At 62.8% G+C, this 19454-nt stretch carries 20 protein-coding genes; 11 read left to right on the top strand and 9 right to left on the bottom strand.

The window, feature by feature from the left end; translation table 11 throughout:
• The first annotated feature begins 9 nt into the window (after positions 1–9).
• From ACIQC5_RS11185 to ACIQC5_RS11165, 5 genes are all read left to right on the top strand, one after another.
• Positions 10–1383: a hypothetical protein gene (locus tag ACIQC5_RS11185; protein ID WP_400281779.1), complete on the top strand. Its 1374-nt coding sequence runs from the start codon at positions 10–12 to the stop codon at positions 1381–1383.
• Positions 1380–1598 (top strand): hypothetical protein, encoded by a 219-nt coding sequence (locus tag ACIQC5_RS11180; protein ID WP_400281776.1) that lies wholly within the window; start codon positions 1380–1382, stop codon positions 1596–1598. Before ACIQC5_RS11185 ends, ACIQC5_RS11180 begins: the two co-directional genes overlap by 4 nt.
• Positions 1595–3013, top strand: coding sequence for an amidase (locus ACIQC5_RS11175; RefSeq protein WP_400281773.1), 1419 nt, complete (start codon positions 1595–1597; stop codon positions 3011–3013). Before ACIQC5_RS11180 ends, ACIQC5_RS11175 begins: the two co-directional genes overlap by 4 nt.
• Before the next feature lie 1161 nt (positions 3014–4174).
• Positions 4175–4756 carry a carboxymuconolactone decarboxylase family protein gene (locus ACIQC5_RS11170; protein ID WP_400281771.1) on the top strand — a complete coding sequence of 194 codons (582 nt, stop codon included), beginning with the start codon at positions 4175–4177 and terminating at the stop codon, positions 4754–4756.
• A 5-nt stretch (positions 4757–4761) separates the two neighbouring features.
• Positions 4762–5661, top strand: a complete 900-nt coding sequence (locus ACIQC5_RS11165) for an RNA polymerase sigma-70 factor (protein WP_400281769.1) — start codon at positions 4762–4764, stop codon at positions 5659–5661.
• Positions 5662–5787: 126 nt separating this feature from the next.
• Here the strand turns inward: ACIQC5_RS11165 and ACIQC5_RS11160 are convergent, their stop codons facing one another.
• On the bottom strand, positions 5788–6012 hold the full coding sequence (locus ACIQC5_RS11160) for a hypothetical protein (RefSeq protein WP_400281766.1): 225 nt from the start codon (positions 6010–6012) through the stop codon (positions 5788–5790).
• 187 nt (positions 6013–6199) lie between these two features.
• Entirely contained in the window at positions 6200–6403 is a 204-nt protein-coding gene (locus ACIQC5_RS11155; protein WP_400281764.1) for a cold-shock protein, read from the bottom strand.
• A gap of 269 nt (positions 6404–6672) precedes the next feature.
• Between ACIQC5_RS11155 and ACIQC5_RS11150 the strand changes: the two genes are divergently transcribed.
• On the top strand, positions 6673–7011 hold the full coding sequence (locus tag ACIQC5_RS11150) for a DUF1801 domain-containing protein (RefSeq protein WP_400281761.1): 339 nt from the start codon (positions 6673–6675) through the stop codon (positions 7009–7011).
• A gap of 98 nt (positions 7012–7109) precedes the next feature.
• Here ACIQC5_RS11150 and ACIQC5_RS11145 read toward each other — a convergent pair whose 3' ends face one another.
• From ACIQC5_RS11145 to ACIQC5_RS11130, 4 genes are read right to left on the bottom strand one after another with little or no spacing between them, the layout of a single operon-like run.
• Positions 7110–8828 carry a flavin monoamine oxidase family protein gene (locus tag ACIQC5_RS11145; RefSeq protein ID WP_400281758.1) on the bottom strand — a complete coding sequence of 573 codons (1719 nt, stop codon included), beginning with the start codon at positions 8826–8828 and terminating at the stop codon, positions 7110–7112.
• A gap of 8 nt (positions 8829–8836) precedes the next feature.
• Entirely contained in the window at positions 8837–9658 is an 822-nt protein-coding gene (locus ACIQC5_RS11140; protein ID WP_400281756.1) for a nitrilase-related carbon-nitrogen hydrolase, read from the bottom strand.
• Positions 9655–10926, bottom strand: coding sequence for a M20 family metallo-hydrolase (locus tag ACIQC5_RS11135; RefSeq protein ID WP_400281753.1), 1272 nt, complete (start codon positions 10924–10926; stop codon positions 9655–9657). Before ACIQC5_RS11135 ends, ACIQC5_RS11140 begins: the two co-directional genes overlap by 4 nt.
• Positions 10923–12449, bottom strand: coding sequence for an amino acid permease (locus tag ACIQC5_RS11130; RefSeq protein ID WP_400281751.1), 1527 nt, complete (start codon positions 12447–12449; stop codon positions 10923–10925). Before ACIQC5_RS11130 ends, ACIQC5_RS11135 begins: the two co-directional genes overlap by 4 nt.
• Positions 12450–12628: 179 nt before the next feature.
• On the opposite strand from ACIQC5_RS11130, the gene ACIQC5_RS11125 reads away from it, so the two are divergent.
• Positions 12629–13801 carry a helix-turn-helix domain-containing protein gene (locus tag ACIQC5_RS11125; RefSeq protein WP_400281748.1) on the top strand — a complete coding sequence of 391 codons (1173 nt, stop codon included), beginning with the start codon at positions 12629–12631 and terminating at the stop codon, positions 13799–13801.
• 31 nt (positions 13802–13832) lie between these two features.
• Here the strand turns inward: ACIQC5_RS11125 and ACIQC5_RS11120 are convergent, their stop codons facing one another.
• The gene (locus ACIQC5_RS11120; protein WP_400281745.1) at positions 13833–14861 is read right to left on the bottom strand and encodes an NADPH:quinone reductase; all 1029 of its coding nucleotides are present in this window, start codon (positions 14859–14861) and stop codon (positions 13833–13835) included.
• 190 nt (positions 14862–15051) lie between these two features.
• On the opposite strand from ACIQC5_RS11120, the gene ACIQC5_RS11115 reads away from it, so the two are divergent.
• The 4 genes from ACIQC5_RS11115 (at position 15052) to ACIQC5_RS11100 (ending at position 18183) form a co-directional block, all read left to right on the top strand.
• Positions 15052–15642, top strand: a complete 591-nt coding sequence (locus ACIQC5_RS11115) for a sulfite oxidase-like oxidoreductase (protein WP_400281743.1) — start codon at positions 15052–15054, stop codon at positions 15640–15642.
• A 10-nt stretch (positions 15643–15652) separates the two neighbouring features.
• On the top strand, positions 15653–16390 hold the full coding sequence (locus ACIQC5_RS11110) for a ferredoxin reductase (RefSeq protein WP_400281740.1): 738 nt from the start codon (positions 15653–15655) through the stop codon (positions 16388–16390).
• Positions 16387–16719, top strand: coding sequence for a DUF6510 family protein (locus ACIQC5_RS11105; RefSeq protein WP_400281737.1), 333 nt, complete (start codon positions 16387–16389; stop codon positions 16717–16719). Before ACIQC5_RS11110 ends, ACIQC5_RS11105 begins: the two co-directional genes overlap by 4 nt.
• A gap of 327 nt (positions 16720–17046) precedes the next feature.
• A complete protein-coding gene (locus tag ACIQC5_RS11100) occupies positions 17047–18183 on the top strand; it encodes an ABC transporter substrate-binding protein (RefSeq protein WP_400281735.1) in 1137 nt (378 codons plus the stop codon).
• Positions 18184–18351: 168 nt separating this feature from the next.
• Here the strand turns inward: ACIQC5_RS11100 and ACIQC5_RS11095 are convergent, their stop codons facing one another.
• The gene (locus tag ACIQC5_RS11095; RefSeq protein WP_400281732.1) at positions 18352–18948 is read right to left on the bottom strand and encodes an adenylate kinase; all 597 of its coding nucleotides are present in this window, start codon (positions 18946–18948) and stop codon (positions 18352–18354) included.
• A gap of 1 nt (position 18949) precedes the next feature.
• Positions 18950–19213, bottom strand: a complete 264-nt coding sequence (locus ACIQC5_RS11090; protein ID WP_400281730.1) for a hypothetical protein — start codon at positions 19211–19213, stop codon at positions 18950–18952.
• Between the last annotated feature and the right edge of the window lie 241 nt (positions 19214–19454).

The following is a 19454-nucleotide window of genomic DNA, read 5'->3' as shown; positions in this document are numbered from 1 at the left end:
GGGGAGCGAATGTCTACGCTTATTCGCGGAGGCACCATTGTCACGGGCTCCGGGAACACCGTCATCGAGGCCGGTGCGGTGGTCATCCGCGACGGCCGCATCGCGGACGTCCTCGACCACTGGGGTGCGGGCCGGGAGTTTTCCGGCGAAGTTATCGACGCGTCGGGAAGTGTCGTGATGCCCGGCCTCATCAACAGCCACACCCACGGCGTGACCCCCGGCGCGCTGTTCCCCAGTGCGGCAACGGCACTGTCCGCGGAGCGGTGGATGGGCAACCTGGACAGGCACCTCCTGGCCGGAACCACCACCGTCCTGAGCCTCTGTGGCTTCGCATCCATGGACGACGTACGCGAAGCCGACCGCCGGCACGCGGTGCATGTTCGAGGCGCCACCACACACTTGCCGCACTGCCTCCACGCGGCGGAAATGGCAGACGGGCATGGACTGACGGCTGAGGCCCGCGACCTCACCGTTGAACGCATGCTCGACGACGGTGCCGTCGCCATCGGCGAACTGGGTGGGGGCCAAACGCTGGGCGGCGGAGGCCAGGATCTCGTCTACATCCCCGCAGCGATTCACAAGGCTTCCGGGATACCCATCACCATCGACCAGGCGCGGCGCATCAAAGAAGCAGTGGTGGGCCGTTTCCTCGACGTTGGCGCGCTCAACGTGGGCGCACTGGCCGAGGCGGCCAAAGCGGCTGGCCTCGCGGAGGCGTTCACCGCAACCCAGCTCGTCACGCTTGTCACCGACTCCGTGATGCCCTCGTTCCTCCCGGCCATCGAAGGCATCCGGGAAGGGGTCCGGGCGGCGGCGAGGTTTGGCGTGCCGGCCATCGTTCACAGCGCCTCGGCCACCGCCGGAGTGATGCGTGAACTGATGATGGAGCCCGACGGCAGCGGGGCCACCGTGATTGCCGCCCACGTCAACCACCCCTCCCATACCCCCGACGAAGCCCGCGAGCTTGCCATCCTGGGCCGCAAAATGGGCTGGCCCGCCGAGGCTTCGGTGTTCGATCTCCTGCACCGCAAGCACACCGTCACCACACGCGAACACTGGGACCTGCTGCTCCGGGAACCGGCACTCATTTCTGTCATCGGCACGGACTACGGGCACGACGGCGACCACGACGAGCTGATCTCCGCGGTCCAGGACATTGTGGCCCACGGTCATCGCTCTCTGGCTGGCGCTGTCTCTATGGCAAGCTCTGCCGTCGCGGACCTCATCCCGGGCATCGCCCCCGGAAGCGGACGGCTCGAGGCGGGCCGCGTGGCGGACGTGGTCGTGGCCCGGATGGAGGACTTCCGCGATGTGCAGACCGTCCTGGTGGACGGCATCTGCGTGGTCCGCGATGGACAACTCACCCTGGAGGCCCACCGATGAGCCACGCAGTTGGCAGCGAAGCAGCATTTCCTGGTGATTCGGCACTGAGCACAGGGCAGCTGGCGGCCATCCGCGAGCTGGTGGGGAAGGACATCGCCCTGGAGGACTTACCTGCACTGGAAGCTGCGTACCGTGACTTCCGGGCCGGAATGGCTGAACTGAAGGCGTCCTTCGAGCAGCTGACACGTACGGCGGAACATGAGGTGACACCGTGACCGAACCCTGGGAGCTCGGCATCGCCGAGGCCGCCGGTCGCCTCCGAAGAACGGAATTGTCGGCTGTCGAACTGTTCGACTCCGTCCTGGACCGGCTCCATGACACCGAGGACTACGCGCACGCCTGGGCTTTCGTGGACGAGTCAGGAGGGCGCGAGGCGGCCCGCCGGGCTGACGAGCAGGCTGCGAGAGGGCACTTCTGCGGCGGCCTCCACGGCATTCCGCTGGGGGTGAAGGATGTGATCGACGTCCGCGGGATGCCGAGCCAAGGCGGCTCCGAGAGCCTGCGGGGGAACATCGCAAAGGACGACGCCGGCGTCGTACACCAACTGCGGGCCAGCGGCGCCGTGATCCTCGGCAAGCTGCAAACCCATGAGTTCGCCTTCGGGCAGGGGACGCCGCCGTCGCGGAACCCCTGGGATCCCGATCGGTATGCTGGCGGCTCCAGCGTCGGCTCAGGAGTCGCCGTCGCCGTTGGAAGCGTTCCCGGGGCCCTGGGCACGGATACCGGCGGTTCAGTCCGCAACCCCGCGTCGGTCAACGGCCTGGTGGGGCTCAAGCCCAGTGCCGGCGTCGTGTCTTCCACAGGAGTCCTGCACGTCAGCCACACTATGGACCATGTGGGGCCGATCGCCCGGAGCGTGGGAGACTGCGCGGTACTCCTGGACGCGATGGTGGACCCACGGGCGCTCGCCCGGCTCGGAGGGCCAGTCTCTCAGCGGATTGGCGACCTGCCTGCTCCGTTGCGGCTTGGCGTTGATCGCGGCATGTGGTCCCAATGGGGGGTCGCGGCCGATGTCCGGGCAGCCGTGGAAGGGGCACTGGCCGTTCTCACGGATCTTGGGATCGAGATCGTGGAGCTTCGGCTTCCCGAGGTGGACCTCGCCCTGCATGCCAGTGTGGCGATATCACTGTCGGAAGCGGCCCACCATCACCGCGAGCGACTGGGAAGCGCCGCCCAAAGATACCTGCCTGCCACTCGGATCATGATCGAAACGGGTGCCCTCGCCTCCGAGGAAGAAATCCTTTTGGCATGGGAGGTACGGAGGTACCTCCAAGGCTTCATACCGGACGCCATGGCCAACGCAGGAGTGGCCGGCTTGGTCTCGCCCACGCTCCCGGCGATCGCGCCTTTTGTGGCATCAATGTCTACCGAACTCACCGGCTCCACAGGCGGGGGCTCACTGGCAGCCGCCCTTCGCATGCTTTCTGTTGCAAACCTGACCGGCATGCCCGGCGTCAGTGTGCCTTGCGGGTTCGCCAGCGGGCAGCCCATCGGAATGCACATCATGGGGCTCAAGCACTCAGATGCGACTGTTCTTGCCATCGCGAACGTCTATGAGCAGGCCGCTCCATGGCGCACATGGGTTCCGGTCAAGACACTCCCCACTGTCACTGGTTCGAGGTCACCCTAACTGCGTCACTATTGCTGCTTTGGGCTGGTCATGCGGGTGTGCGCCCAAAGGCTCATGAGATGCGTATTGGAGGCGTTGCGATTATGAGGTTCTTCTCCGGGAGTGGTCCTGCGCTTCGGTTGGCTGCGGCACGCACCGTTCCTCGGGGCGGCGTCGACCGTCGACCGCAACGTGGACGGGGCGAACCCGGCCGTTGTCCCATTGCAAACAAGAACCGCGTTCCCTCAATGGGAGAGCGCGGCTGTTGCTCGGAAGGCTGAATTGGGGGTGCGCAGAGTGTGCACTGGGCCTCGGACTGGGCCGTACACGGTGCTGGAGCGGCCCTGATTCCGCATGTTTCCGCCACTTCCCAGTATTTGCAAGGCCGGGAATCCCGTTCGAGTCCCACGTCGGGCACCATGTTTTCGCAGTTCAGGGGCCTGGTGGTGGCTCGGCAAGGTTCAGTCGTGGCAATCAGGCCAGATTTCGGATCCGTCGTCGTGAATGCGGTCGCCGCAGGTCCATGTTTTCGGTGTCGACGCGGTACACCACACTGTGGCCGGGCAGCTGATTCCGCTGGATACGCGAACGTCACTGGCTCCGCAGGAGGGTCGGCAGACGGGTTGGTGCGCTGCTATCCGTTTCATTTCAGCGCGCCCCGCGGACCGAACGCCATGGCGGATGCCTCTTTCAAAGGTGCTGCCTGATTCATGGCTCCTCCTGCTCCCGGATTCTTGCCCATTGCCTGCCGCGTCAGTGGCTCACATTCCCGGGCTCCCTCTGGATTAACCATGACGTCCGTGGATCAAGAGCAGCTATGGTTTTCCATAGCCTTGGCGCAGTTTTTGGGCAGGAAAAGCGCATTCGGAGAGTGGTCCTTGAGTGCTGTCACGTCCGCGATGGCAACTGGGCCAGCGATGGTGTGGGGGAGTGGGTCCAGGGGTTGGGTGGTGGACCCGCCGCCGGGCGGGGCACGCAGGCCGCGGGCGCAGCGCCTCAGCAGGGAGCGGCTCAGGCGGAGTCCGACGACGTCGCGCGGTGGCCGCGACACGGGCAGGGGGCTGGTACAGCGGTCCAGGGTGCGTCATATTTCGCATCAGCTGCTGCAGCCGATGTGTCACAGATCGGGCGTGGGCGGTGTCTTCATGTCGTAGGACCTAGAACCGACCCGCAGGAGGAGTCATGACCAGCAGGATCCCGGCCGCAGAAATTACCGGTTTCTACGGCGCGATCATCAAGAAGTTCAGCGCGAAAATGTTCGGGAAAGTCCCGGAATCGCTGGGCGTCATGTGGCACAACCAGCCCGTCCTCAAGGCATCCATGGGCTTCGGACAGAAGTTGCAGAGGTGGGACAGCTGCGATGAGTCGCTGAAGTCCTACGCTCACATGGCCGTGGCCTCGTTCGTGGGCTGCAGCTGGTGCCTGGACTACAACTACTTCATGGCGCACAACCACGGCCTGGACCTGGAGAAGGCCCGGCAGATCCCTTGCTGGCGTGAGTCCGAGGCCTTCACGCCGCTGGAGCGGGACGTCCTGGAGTATGCCGAGGCCATGAGCTCCACGCCCGTCTCGGTGACTGACGGGCTGTCGGCCCGGCTGCTCGAGCAATTGGGCGCGCCGGCGTTGATCGAACTGACCAGCGTTATCGGCTTCGCCAACCTCACGACTCGCAGCAACGTGGCCGTCGGCATCGAATCCGAGGGATTTGCGGAGTCCTGTGAGTTGAAGCCGCTCGCTGCGCGCAGCGGCGGAGGGGTAGCCTGAGCGGCATGAGCAGCCTCAGTGTCTCTGACAGGCATGACCCGTTCGTCGCCCACCGTGGCCTGCTCTTCACTGTCGCCTACGAGATGCTCGGCTCCGCCGCGGATGCCGAGGACGTAGTGCAGGAGGCTTGGCTCCGGTGGGCTGAACTCGGTCCGGACGCCCGCGCAGGCGTCCGCGACCCGCGGGCCTACCTCGTTCGCACCGTCACCCGCCAGGCGCTCAACCGCCTCCGCACGCAGTCACGACGGCGGGAGGATTACGTCGGGGAATGGCTCCCCGAGCCGCTACTCACCGTGCCGGACGTCGCCGAGGACGTGGAACTGGCCGAAAGCGTCTCGATTGCTATGCTCACGGTCCTTGAATCACTCACCCCTGTGGAGCGGGCGGTCTTCGTATTGCGGGAAGTTTTCGACGTGCCTTACGGGGAGATTGCCGAGGCAGTGGGTAAGACAGGGGCAGCAGTGCGCCAGATCGTCAGCCGTGCGCGGTCTCACGTGGCCGCCCGGCGCCCCCGCGTGCGCGTGGACCGCAGCGAGCAGCAGGAAGTCGTCGAACGGTTCCTGGCGGCGGTCACCACCGGGGATGTGCAGGGGTTGATGGACGTGTTGGCCCCCGACGTCGTATTGATCGCCGACGGCGGCGGAGTCGCCCAGGCGGTCCGGGTGCCGGTGTACGGAGCAAAGAAGGTGACGAATCTGTTGCGGAACTTCCCACAGGCCGCGCTCAACCCGAAATTCGCGCTGCTCTGGCTCAACGGCGGCCTGGGCATCCGGATCGACGACGAAGCAGGAGGTCCGTCACTCATCAGCTTTGTGGTGGAGGACGGCAGGATCGCACGGATCTTCGCCATGCGGAACCCGGACAAGCTTGGCCACTTGGAGGAGGAGACCCTGCTGGTGCGTTAGCAGCTCAGGGCCTCGATGGCGATCTCGGGCCAGTCGGCGTGGCTTTGCTAACCGGCGGCAGCCTGAAGACGTCATCTGAGTGCCTTGCCAGGTGTTTCTTGGATGCGCTTCCGTCCGGTGCATCCATTAATGCAAGATGGCGCCAATCTCAGCTCGGACCAGTCGCTCGTTGAGTTCGCCAAGGTCCAGGTTCAGGACGGCTCTGAGAGCGCGCGCCATGTTGGGGGCTGCGGCAAGGAATTCGGCTAAGGCCGGATCAGATTCCAGCTCCCGCGCGAGCTTTTCCTTGATGTCGTCCGCGGTCCAGTGGCTGTCGGTATGTTGACTTGTGAGTACAGTCCTCGTGTTCATGGTCCTGTCCTTCGCTGTGCCCAGTGTGTTGGCTTTGCTATACGCCACTGTGTCGGGCCGGGCTCAAGAATGGGTCAGGCAAAAGGACAGATTTGATAAAGATTTGCCTAGGTTTTCTGCAGAGACCTATCTCATGCTGAAGAACGGCCAGGCCAATGGCCCGACCGTTCTTCAGTAGCGTGGACCCCTAGAGGGGTTGGATATTCTCCGCCTGAGGACCCTTCGGGCCCTGGGTGATCTCGAATTGGACTTTCTGGTCCTCTTCCAGCGAGCGGTATCCGCTCGATGCTATTGCTGAATAATGCGCAAACACGTCCGGACCTCCGTCGTCCGGGGCGATGAATCCGAAACCTTTCTCAGCGTTGAACCATTTGACTTTGCCTGTTGCCATGCCTGTTTCCTCCACGGGTTGCTGGTCGGTCCCGCTCCTCGGATTGCCGTCCCTGCCACTCACGCAATCGAGCCTATGGGTCAGTTCCAGAGCGGGCAACACCCTCACACGGAACTATGTGCCCAGGCGTCCGCCGCGGCTCCTCGACGACCTCAGCCCCTGCGACGTAGGCTTGCACCGTCGCCGTCGCGGACCACCTCGGTGGTCCAGGGCGTACGAGTCCGGTCACAACAACTGCCTTGGGACAAATTTAAGGAGGCTTGAACACGATGTTCACGAAGAAGGGTGACGAGGCCGTTCTCGCCAAACTCCGTGAGGCGCCCGCAGAGTACCGGGCCATCGGAGAACGCCTGCACACCATTATCCGGGAGAGCGCACCCTCCTTGGAGCCGATCGTGCGCTGGGGACTTCCCTTCTATGTGAAGGATGGCAAGGACGTCTGCTACATCAAACCGGATAAGGACTTCATCGCGTTTGGCTTTGGCGAAGTGGTGAACCCCGCACGTGAGGAAGGCGCACACATGCACCCTGTCGCGTGGACCATCACCTCGCTGGATGCTGCGACGGAGGCCAAGATTCGCGCACTCGTTGAGAAAGCGGTCGCCTGACACAGGCGAATCATGTCGAAGCCCCCTTGCTCAAGGTGCAGGAGCGAGATGCTGTTGCCGTGGGCCGCGGCTGTAGCCCCGGCCCACGCCAGCAGCGACTAGGGGAGGCGGATGGGTTTGAGTTCTTCGAATCGGTCGCCTGGGCCCGGGTTGTCCACCGGGCTGGAGCCGCCGAGCTGGTTCATGACTCCCCAGACGGCGTTGAGCCCCGTGGTGACGGCGCCGTCGGCCCAGCCGCCGGTCCAGGAAACGTCGTCGCCGGCGAGGAAGATGCCCCGGTGACCGGGTTGGTGGTCTGCTTGCATGAAGTGCGTGTATAGCCGTTCCTGGTAGCGGTAGTGGCCGGGAAGGTTGTCGCTGAAGGCGCCCATGAAGTTGGGGTCGTCCTCCCACGAAACCGTGATGGGATCACCCACGATGTGTGAGGCGATATCCACCGTGGGGTAGATCTGCTTGAGGGAGTGGAGCATGAGCCGGACGCGCTCGTCGGCGTCGAGTGGCAGCCATTTGAGGGCGTCATCATTCCATGTGTAGGACAGACAGATCATGGCGGGTTGGTCCGGGCCGTTGTCCAGCAGGTACGTTCCGCGCGTGAGCCGATCGGTGAGGGTGGTGCTCATGATCTGGCGCCCCGTTTCGGGGTCGATGTCTTTCCAGAAGGGACGATCCACCACCACGAAGGTCTTGGACGACTGCATGTAGTGGCTGCGTTCAATCGCTGTCCACAACTTGTGGCTGAACAGGGATTCGTCGACGTCGATCCTCGCCGAGAGCAGCCAGCTTTGGCAGGTTGCGATGACAGCCGGATATGCGCTGGTTTTGCCCCAGCGATCGGTGACTGAAATGTCCCCGGGGGTGGCGTCGTCGTTCGTCAACCGCCGCACCGCTGCGACGCCCGGGCGGGGATGGCCGCCATGGAGCGAGGCGAGGCTCGTTCCGGCGGGCCAGTGCGCCATGGTATCCGGGGAGTGCTGCCAGAGACGCTCGGGGACGAGCTGCGCACCGCCAACAATCCGGTGCTGGTCGGCGTCGGCGTCCACGTACACCACGCGCAGGATTTCGAGGAAGGAATCAGGGAAGTTGGTGTCCCAGCCGCCGGTTCCGAAGCCTACTTGGCCGAAGGCTTCCCGGTATTCGAAGGGCAGCGCCGAAAACGCCTTTGACGTTGCGAGATAGCCGGAGAAGGACACGTCGTCGAAGCGCGGCACCAGGTCATTCCAGAGCCGTTTGATGGTGGGCAGATCCCGGGCGCGGATGGCTTCCTGCATGGCAGCGAAGTGCGCGCGTTCTTCCAGGCAGTCGTCCCATGCCGCGGCGACATCGCCGAAGAACTGCGGCAGGTCAGCTGCGGTTTCGGCGTAGTGGGCTGTGCCGCCGAGTTCGATCACGGTGCTGCCCGCTGCCGGGGTCAGCGGGTTGGGGAAGGGCTGGGTCTGGATTCCGAGTTTGTCGGCGTAGTGGAAGAAGGACTGCCCCGAGCGGGGGAATCGCATGCCGCCCAGGTCGGCTACGGGACCGGCCTGTCCCTCCGGGCGTCCGGCCCGCAGGCGGCCGCCGATCCGGGAGGATTCGTAGATCACCGGTTTGAGGCCCATCTTCATGAGCTCGTAGGCGGCTACCAGCCCTGACAGTCCGGCACCGATGACGGCGATCTCCGTGCCATGGATTTCTGGCGGCACGGAGCCGAGGCCTGCCGGGTGGGCAAGGTATTCGTCATAGGGGAACGGGAAATCCGGGCTGAGCATGGTGATGGTGTGCGCCGCAGCGGTGGCGGCGGACGGGGGTGCAGTCGGAGTGCTGGTGGCTGCGATGGTCACTGGTGTCCTTAAGGGGTGTTGAAGACTGTGGATCGGTGGGTGCAACGGGCCAGGTAGTCGGTGTCTTTCCTGGCTTGGGTCAGGGTCCTGAGGTCAATGTCGGCCACGATGAGCTCGCCGTCATCGGCCGCTGCTGAGAGGTGGCGGCCGTAGGGATCGGCGATGGTGCTCAGGCCTGCGAAGTTCGGGCCCGCGTGGTTGGCATAGGCGATGAACAGTTGGCTTTCGAGTGCCCGGGTGGGGATCACCATCGACGGGACCAGCCGGGTATCGAACGGCTGTTTACCTGCAGGGCCTGCCGCCCGCAACGGGACCGCCGTCGGAACGCACAACAACTCGGCCCCTGCCAGGGCGGCGGACCTCACGAACTCGGGGAACTCGACGTCGAAACATATTCCCAAGGCGATCTTCACGCCGTTGAAGGTCACGACGGCGGGAGGCTGGGTTCCGGGGGTAAAGACGGAGTTCTCGTCGAGGCCGAAGAGGTTCTGCTTGCGGTAACGGGCCACTTCAGTCCCGTCTGTGTCGAAGAGTGACGCTGAGATGTAGTGCTTGTCGTTGTCATGTTCCACGGTGGATGCGACGAGTCCAATGCCATGTTCGACGGCGATCGCGGCCAGTTGCGCCCGGTGCGCTGCCCCATCTGTGCCGTGGATCAAAGTAGGAGCGTAGCCGCTGGTGAACAGTTCGGGCGTGACCAAGAGGCTGGCCCCACGCTGGCGTGCTTCGAGGGCGCGGGTGGCCAGACGCCGAAGGTTCTCCGCTGCCGAGTTGACCAAGCCGGTGGCCTGGAGGACAGCGACGCGCAGCGTTGTCGCTGAAGTCGTCACTCCGCACCGTCCAGTTCTCCACGGCAAAGCCTTGCCACTACTTCGGTGAGAAGGTCGACTCCTGCGCAGGCGTCGGCGTCGTTGGTGTATTCGCGTTCGTTGTGTGAGATCCCGTCGGCGCTAGGGACAAAGAGCATGACAGTGGGGACGATGTCCTTCATATTGATGGAGTCATGGCCTGCAAGAGTGAAAACGGGGGCGCTGCTGAGCTGCAGCTTCTCAGCGCATGCGCGGGCGAGCTCGACGCCGGCCGGCTGGTAGGGGAGCACACCCCAGGCGTGCGACTGCTGGACATCAATGGAGACGTTGGCCTGCCGCTCAACGCGAGAGATCCCTTGGTGGAGCATCGCCGTTGCGGCTGCGAGTACTTCCTCATCTGCGCTGCGCAGATCCATCACCAACTCAACCTTGCTGGGAACCACCACCGGGGAGTTGGGGTAGACATCGAGCTGTCCGACGGATGTGTGCAGCACTGCATCCGGGAAGGAATCGGCGATTTCCCTGAGCAGGACAACCACCATGGAAGCGCCGAGTAAGGCATCCTTGCGGTCGGCGATAACGGTGGACCCGGTATGGGCCTGCTCTCCGTGGACGGTGGCCGTGTACTTGGCGGCCGCCCAGCAGGAGTGGACCAATCCGATGGTGGTCCCGGAGTCTTCCAGGGAGCGGCCCTGCTCAATGTGGATCTCGGCGTAGGCGGCTGCCTCCGGCCCGGTCCCAGTGCCCAGGTGTCCGATTTCGTCGAGGGCTTCGGCCACGGTGATACCTTGCTTATCCTGCACGGCCAGTGCTTGGAAGGCTGGAAGTTTCCCGGTGTAGACGGAGCTGCCCATCATGGACGGGGCGAAGCGGCAGCCCTCTTCGTTGAACCAGTCCACGATCGCCAGGTTGTACTTCGGCGCTTCCTCCCTGTTGGTGGAAGCCAGTCTCCGCCCGGCATGCAGGGCAGCTGCGACACCGTACGCGCCGTCGTATTTTCCAGCGGTTGGTTGGCTGTCAAGGTGCGAGCCGACCAACACGTAGGGGGCGCCAGGGGTCCATTCGATGAGCGCGAAGACGTTGCCCACTTGGTCGGTTTCGGTCCTGAATCCGTACTGGGCGGCCAAGGACGTGAACCACGTTCGTGCCTGGGCATCTGCTGCCGTTGCGGCTTGGCGGTCCACTCCATGACCGGGTGTCTCGCCGATGACTGACAGGCTTCGGAAGTCGCGGAGGAACGCTTCTGAATCTGCGGTGATGGTGGTGGCGGTGGTGGCGGTGAGGCTCATGGCGTGGTGCCTTCCTTGCTGGTCTCGGGTGCGGGGCGGGCTGCCGTTGCAGTGTCTGCTGCTGGTGCGGCGATGCGTGGCAGCGCATGGCTGCCGGGGTTGGTGAGCGCGATGTCATTGACGCGCTTCCGGACGGCGAACCACCCAGCGATCAGTGCCGGGATGATGACGCCGAGGGCGGCTACGGTGTAGGTGCCTACGGGGAAATCAAAGAGCATGAGCACCAGGACCCCACCCAGGAAACCCAAGGTCAGGTAGGACGTCCACGGGGCGCCGAGCATGCGGAAGGATGGGCGCTGGAGTACGCCGCGTTGCGCCAAGCGGAAGAGTTTGAGCTGGCAAAGGATGATGGTTGCCCAGGTGCAGAGGATGGCCAAGGCGGTTGCGTTGAGGGCGATTTCGAAGGCCATTGCCGGAACCACGGCGTTGAGGGCCACGCCCAGCAAAGTGAAGGCGGCGGTGAAAAGGATTCCGCCATAGGGCACTCCTCCTCGGCTCATCCGTTCCATGAACTTCGGTGCGGCCCCGGACTGGGCCATCGACCGGTAGATCCTGCCCGTGGAGTACAGGCCCGCGTTGAGGCTGGACAGGGCCGCTGTCAGCACAACGAAGTTCATGACATCGCCCGCGCCGGGGACTCCGATGGCCGTAAAGAACGTGACGAAGGGGGATTCGCCGGCCTTGTAGGCGTTGAAAGGCAGCAGGAGGGCCAGCAGGGCTGAGGATCCAACGTAGAAGATGGCGATGCGGAAAATGACGGCGTTGACGGCCTTGGGCATGACTTTCGCCGGGTTCTTCGTCTCACCTGCTGCGACACCGATCAGGTCGATGCCAGCATAGGCGAACACGATTCCCTGGACAATCACGACGGCGGGCAGCAATCCGTTGGGTAGGAGACCGCCGTTGTCTGTGATCAGGGAGAAACCGGGAGTGTGGCCAGCCACGGGAAAGTTGCCCGCGAAGAAGATGCCGCCCACCAGGAGGAAGGCGACCAGCGCGCCCACTTTGATGACGGAGAACCAGAATTCAAGTTCGCCGAAGAGTTTGACAGAGATCAAGTTCACGGCCGTGACGACCGCCAGCGCCGCCAGTGCCAGCACCCATTGGGGGACGCTGCTGAAGGCAGTCCAATAGTGGAAGTAGACGGCGATGGCAGTGATGTCCACGATTGCCGTGAGGGCCCAGGAAATGGCGTAGACCCAGCCCGAAACGTAGGCGGCTTTTTCGCCGTAGAACTCCCGGGCGTAGGACACAAAGGAACCCGACGACGGTCGGTGGAGGACCAGTTCGCCCAAGGCCCGGAGGACGAAGAAGGCGAAGACGCCGCAGATGGCGTAGATGATGGGCAGGATGGGGCCGGCCGACGCGAGTCGTCCGCCGGCGCCGAGGAAGAGCCCGGTGCCGATCGCCCCGCCGATCCCGATCATTTGGACCTGTCTATTTGAGAGGCCCTTCTTGTATCCCGTTTGCTCGTCCGCGCGGACAGTGGTGGTCCGTTCCTGGACTGGGTCTGCTGTGCTCATGGAAACTCCTGGAATGTGATTGCCGCCACTGGGCGACAGGTATCGATCTTTCCAAGAGAGTGAGGGTCCGCCAATGACGCCAAAGAGGGGATTCGCAGTCAAAAAATGTACGAATGTACAGTGCTTTTGTCATAGCTGAAAGCCATGCTTGAGATAGGCAATTTCAGGGAGGGCGGAAAGTGGTCGACGACGCACAATGGCAGCGGATCATAGAGACCCTGGACCACCAAGTGCCCGAGCTTGCGGAGAAGTTCCTGAGTCTTATCCTCGTTGATCCTTCCTATTCAGAGTCCGGCCTGACCATGGAGGATTTGAGGAGCAGCAGCGAGAAGTCCTTCAGCGCCATGCTCCATTCCTTGGCCCGGAGCGGCGCCGATATTGGTGCCTTGGAATCGTTGGCTGCTGAACTTGGTGCCAAACGGGCCCGCCAGCGCGTCCCCCTGGACAGCCTGATCCGTGCGATCCGCATGGACTTCTCCGTTTTGTGGGATGCCTTGTCCGCACCGTCCTTGGGGGTCAACCCGGGGCTGTTGGTGGCTCGGACCGAACTGGTGTGGCGCATCGTTGATACCTTCGCGGTCCGCGTCCAGGAGGGATACCTCGCCGAGTTCGAGGACATCGAACGGGCGGACGCTGACCTGCAGCATCAATATCTCACCAAACTTTTAGCGGCTGCCGAGCCATCGCCGTCGGACATGAAGAGAATCGCCGGCGCCCTGAGGGTCAATCCCGACGCCGATTTCCTTGTGGCCGCGATCAGCCGGGACGATAGCCTGGCCGTTCAGCGCAGTCTTAGCCTGAAGTCCCGCCGGAATGAACCGAATTTCACGTCGGACCAAGGTCACCACACGGTGGTCATCATGCAACGGCGGCAGTCCACTCGAGCGGAGCTGACCTTCGAGGAGAAGTCGGTCTTCGAGGGCATGGCGGCAGGTGTGGCACCGGTTTCCTTCGGCTTCGCCGGTGTACGCATGGCGGTGGTTGCTGCCCGCGAAATCATGACGGACCTGCCCATGGGCATTGCCGGCATCTTCCGGTTGGAGGACCGATGGGAATCCATCGCCCGGTACCGGCTGGCCCAAGTAGGTTGCGATCCCGCCCATCTGGTGTTTCCATATTTGCGCCGTTGCTCTGATGGAGAACGTGAGCGGCTCCTCGAAACCGTGTCCACTTTCCTGGACACGGGGAGCCTGGTGGAAACGTCAGCGTCGTTGGGCTGCCACCGCAACACCATCGTGAACCGGCTCGCGTCTTTTGAGAAATACACAGGATTGAGTCTGCAGAAACCCCGTGATGCGGCGGCCGCGTTGCTGGCACTGGGCAACAGCCATGGTCCTTCTCGCCATAGCTAGATGATGTCGAGCCTTGAGGCCATGCAGGAGCTTAGGAAGGTGGTGCGACGTCGATGAGGACCTTCCCTACGGTGCCCTGCTCCACGGCGTCATGCGCCGCAGCAGTCGCTTCGAGCGGGAAGCGGGTCAGCGGAAGGCCATGTTCTTTGCCGACGCGCAACGCGCCGTCCTTCAGCGCCTCGGAGACGGCAGCTACGGCGTGCTGTTTATGTTCCTCGGTGACCGTGTAGGTGAGGATGAACTGGTACCGGACGTTCTTGGTCATGCTTTCACGGACGGGAACGGTCAGTGATTCTCCGGGATTCGCGGCGTATATCGCAATGGTTCCGCTTGGCTTGAGAACCCGCACGTCGGATTCGATGTTGGCTGGAGCATTAACGTCGACGATGGTATCGACACCGTCGGGGGCGGAGCGACGAACGGCGGTCACGACGTCGTCCGTGCGGTAGTTGATGACTGTATGGGCTCCGGCGAGGCGTGCGAGCTCAGCTTTCCGTTCTCCGCTGACAGTGGTGATGACAGTTGCTCCGGCCCAGATGGCGAGCTGAATGGCAGCGTGCCCCACTGCGCCTGCGCCGCCGGTGACCAGTACCGTTCGTCCCGCCAAGGTCCCGGGGGCGAGTCTGGCAGGACCGTCCTCGTTCGAGGTCAGCGCCCGGTGGGCAGTCAGGGCTGGGATGCCAATGGATGCGCCTGTATCGAAGGATTCAGTGCCCGGGAGCGCAACGGCTTTGGCCGCCGGGACAACAACGTGTTCCTGTGCCGTGCCCTCATTGGTGCCCCAAGCCACGTCCCAGAGCCAGACGCGGTCTCCGACGCTGGGTTCTTTCACTCCGGGGCCGATCTCATCCACCACGCCGGCGCCGTCTTGGTTAGGAACCTTCGGTGCTTCCAGCGCGGTGCTTACTCGTCCGCCTGCCCTGGACTTCCAGTCAGTGGGATTCACCCCTGAGACGACCACACGGACGCGGACCTCACCTGCGCCGGGATGAGGCACTGGTTTGTCCTGAAGCTTCAGCACAGATGACGAACCCGTCTCTTCGTACACAATCGCTTTCACGCCTTCTCCAATGAGTCGATATACCCGTGACCGGTCTTACCGCACAAACCTACCGAATGACGGCGCCCACCTTCCTCGATTGCCCGAGAGACTGGTTGAGGCTTGTCGATCCCTAGACCACGTCCAGAGGTTGCCCTATGGTTGGGGCAACGGTCATTTGCCGGGTGGAGCTCCACTGTGGAGGTGCATCATGGGTATCATTTCTTCCGGTTTCCGTGGACGAAGGTCCGAGAATGCCGCATTGCCTCCGGGCCAGCATGAAACGCGGGACTTTCCCGTCCTGACGGCGGGGCCCGCTCCGCTCATTGCCGTCGAGGAATGGGAGTTCTTCATCACTTCGGAGAATGGCCAGCGGCTCGCATGGTCCTGGAATGAGTTCACGGCGTTGCCGCAGGAAGAAATCACCAAAGACATTCACTGCGTGACCAGCTGGTCAAAACTGGGAACAACGTGGCGTGGAGTTTCGCTGGACACCCTCTTCGAAAACGTCGAGACCACCAGCGACTTCGCCACCGCCCATTCCTTCGGCGGATACACAACCAATGTTCCATTGTGGGACCTTCTGGGCGGTAAGGCGTGGGTGGCCTGGGAGTTTAATGGCGAACCTCTTGAACGTGCTCACGGCGGTCCGGCCCGGCTCCTGGTGCCCCATCTATATTTCTGGAAAAGCGCCAAGTGGATTCATGGTTTGGAACTGACCAGTGAAGACGTTCCCGGTTTCTGGGAATCGAACGGATATCACCTGCACGGCAATCCTTGGCGCGAGGAGCGGTACTCGTGAGGCCCTTGCTGTGAGTTCTGTATGGCATGTCGCTGAAGTGGTGGGCGAGGTACGGGAAAACGCCTCAGCCCGGACCATAAGGCTGCGGGTTGATGGTTTGATGGGACATCTGGCTGGCCAACATATTGATATCCGCCTCACCGCAGACGATGGGTATACAGCCATCCGGTCTTACTCCGTGGCATCCGCAAATGCGGATGAGCATCTGGAAATCACCGTTGACGAACTGCCCGACGGCGAAGTGTCGCCTTATCTCGTCCGGGACCTGACAGTCGGGGACCGGCTGGAGATCCGGGGACCAGTGGGTGGCTGGTTCATCTGGCGGCCGGGTAGTGCGAACCCGGTGCAGCTGATCGGAGGAGGGTCAGGTGTAGTGCCGCTGATGGCGATGATCCGCGCCCATCAGGCTTCGGATAACGCAGCCCCTTTCAGGTTGCTCTATTCCCTCAAGTCCCCGGATGCTTCGCTCTACCGTGACGAACTGCGCCGATTGGACCAGGAATCAGCCAAGCTGATGGTCGACTACGTCTATACGCGTTCGACGCCGGAGGGCTGGCCGGCCACGCCGGGCCGCCTTACGGCGGAGAGCCTTTTGGGCAAGATCTTCCCAACAGAGGAGAACCCGGATGTCTTTGTTTGCGGCCAAACAGTTTTCGTGGAGACCGTTGCGGACTGGCTTGTAATGGCTGGCTATTCGCCGGCGTCGATAAAGACCGAACGGTTTGGCGGGACGGGAGGTATCCGGTGACCAGCGCCGACGACTTCGCTGTCCCCGACTCCGAAGATCAGGATATTGCAGCAGCACCGCATGATCCGATTCCGCACGTGGATGGAAACGCCGCAGCCGGCGCCCTGTCCGAAGTGTTCCGCATCGACATCATCGCGGCGTTGGGACGCTGCAGGCATTGCGGCTCAGTCAGGGCTTTTGGCGAGGCCATGGTTTTCACAGACGCGCCCGGTGTTGTGGTCCGGTGCCGCGACTGCCAGGGCGTGCTGCTGCGATTGGTGGAAACACCAACCCAGTATTGGCTGGATTTGAGTGGGCTCAGCTACTTGGAGATCGACCGCGAGGAATAGGTCCTGTGTGCGAGCTCGCCGCAATGATGAAGTTTCTTGTCTTTGCATGAAGCTGCACGTCGATGCGTTAATGCGCGCGTCCCCTCGTTACCGGTGATGTCAGCTCCCGTTGTCACGCTGCAGTGGGGTACGTAATCTCAAACCCATGCATCGGCTCTGAAGAAGAGCAACCTCCGCCGCACGAGGATCCCTCACAGGACGTCCCAGGCTCTTGCCTACTCGACGTTCACTGGGTGTCGGCGGATTATTTCCCAGCATCCTCACCACATCTCCGTTCAAAAGGCCTGGAGCTTCTGCAGGCCTGCCTCCTCGCAAAGGAATACGTCCGTGTCTTCACCCCAAGACAACTCGTCCACTCGCATCGTTGCCGGTGAGAGTCCCTCCAAGCCCAAGCGCCGCCGTGCTCTTGAGATCGGTTTGGCTGTTGGCCTGGTGCTGTTGATCGGTGCCGGCGCTGCAGTTGCCTCCGCGGTCTCCCGGAACAACGAAACCGCACCTGCTCCGACGACGTCGCCGGCTGCTGAGCTCAAGCTCGGGTACTTCAGCAACGTCACCCACGGTCCGGCGCTGGTGGGTACCAGCAAGGGTTTCATCGCCAAGGAACTCGGTGACACGAAGCTGAGCACGCAGATCTTCAATGCCGGTCCCGCCGCGATCGAGGCGCTCAATGCCGGTGCCATTGACGCCACGTACATTGGTCCGAATCCGGCCATCAACTCCTTCGTCAAGAGCAACGGCGAGTCCATCAGCATCATCGCCGGCGCCGCATCGGGCGGAGCCCAGCTCGTGGTGAAGCCCGAGATCACTTCGGCCGCTGATCTTAAGGGCAAGATCCTCGCTTCGCCGCAGCTTGGCGGCACCCAGGATGTGGCGCTGCGCGCGTGGCTCGGTGGCCAGGGCTACAAGACCAATCCCGATGGCAGCGGCGACGTCACCATCAACCCGACCGAGAACGCCCAGTCGCTCAAGCTCTTCCAGGACGGGAAGCTCGACGGCGCGTGGCTGCCGGAGCCGTGGGCCTCGCGTTTGGTGCTCGAAGCCGGGGCGAAGGTCCTGGTGGATGAGAAGGATCTGTGGGAGAAGGGTGAATTCACCACCACCATCCTGATCGTCAACAAGAAGTTCGCTGCTGAACACCCGGAAACTGTCAAGGCACTTCTGAAGGGCCATGTGGAATCCGTGAACTGGTTGAACAACGCATCCGCGGCGGACAAGGCCAGCACCATCAACGCTGTCCTGAAGGACACCGCGGGCAAGCCGCTCTCGGCGAATGTGATCGAGCGCGCCTTGCAGAACATCACCTTCACCACGGACCCGCTGGCCGGAACGTACAAGAAACTGCTGCAGGACGGCGTCGATGCCGGGACCACCAAGCAGGCCGACATCAACGGGATCTTCGACCTCCGCGCCTTGAACGAGGTACAGGGCCAGAAGACCTCCGCTGCAGGACTCGGCCAGGACTAACCAACCACAGGCTGGTCCGCTCCACCCCGGAGCGGACCAGCCTTCGGGCGCAACACCAACGATTTACGAAACCTGGAGCATCGACGCGGCGATGGCTTGGAAGCCGCTGGACGACCAGCTTCGCCGCCCGACAGACGAGCATTCCCTATTCCTGATGGGTCCTGATGATCACTGAGACACCAGCCGGGACAATACCCCGGACGCCTCTGTGACGGCCTGCAGGGCACGTTCCAGGACATCGCTGATGGATCCGGTGCCGTCGGCTTTGACCAACATGCCGCGCTCGGAATAGCGCGAGACCACCCGTTCGGTTTGCTGGTGGTACAACTCGAGTCGATGTTTGATGACCTGTTCCGTGTCGTCGGATCGTCCCGATTCGGCTGCACGGGCCAGCAGACGGGATACGAGTTCGCTGTCGGGGACAACAAGCTGAAGGACAGCGCTGATTCCCAGTTCTGCGGAGTTAAGGATGCCATCAAGGTAGTCCACTTGAGCCACGGTTCGCGGGTAACCGTCCAGGAGGAATCCTTGTTGAGCATCCTCTTCGCGCAGACGGTCCCGGACCATCTGGTTCGTGATGGCGTCAGGCACGAAGTCCCCGTTATCCATGAAAGTCGTGGCCTTTTGTCCTAACGGGGTCAGGTTCCTGACGTTTTCCCTGAAGATATCGCCTGTGGATATCGCGGGAACTCCCAACTTTTCCGAGATGCGGGCCGCCTGCGTGCCCTTCCCGGAGCCTGGGGCGCCAATAATCACCAATCTCATCTCAGTCGTCCTTAGAAGTGTGTTTGAGGGGATGGTCAGCTCTGTTCTGCTTCGGGACATCCCACTCATAGCGGGCGAAGACCTCCCGGCTGCCTGACTTTTCGACCATTTCCCGGGGCCATGGCCCCTCGGCTGAAAGCCAAATGATCGAGTTGTCGGGCATCACGGCATCCACGATGCCGCTTCTGACAAAGTGTCCGGCTTGGCGGATTTCCACATGCTGGCCGAACAGCCGGCCCCAGTCCGGTTGTGGGTGCAAGTCCACGGGGTTGCTCCTCTTTTCTTCAAGGGCTCTGGCTGCCAAGGCAGCATCAAAGCGGAGGTGGGGCACCGAAACGTTGCGATAGGTGTGATGATCCGGGTGATCATCCGGTACCCCACCACCAGTTCAGGGGCTCGACGGCGACATCAGAGAGTGTCCCTATGTTGTTCGTCAAGGGGTTTGGGGTGTTTTGGGGTGGTAGAGGCTGCCATCGCGGAGCATGGCGAAGAGGGTGTCGCAGCGG

The organism is Paenarthrobacter sp. NPDC092416 (assembly GCF_044755025.1).
GTDB lineage: Bacteria > Actinomycetota > Actinomycetes > Actinomycetales > Micrococcaceae > Arthrobacter.
The sequence above is the reverse complement of the archived record's forward strand: the minus strand, read 5'-3'. Positions and strand labels throughout refer to the sequence as shown.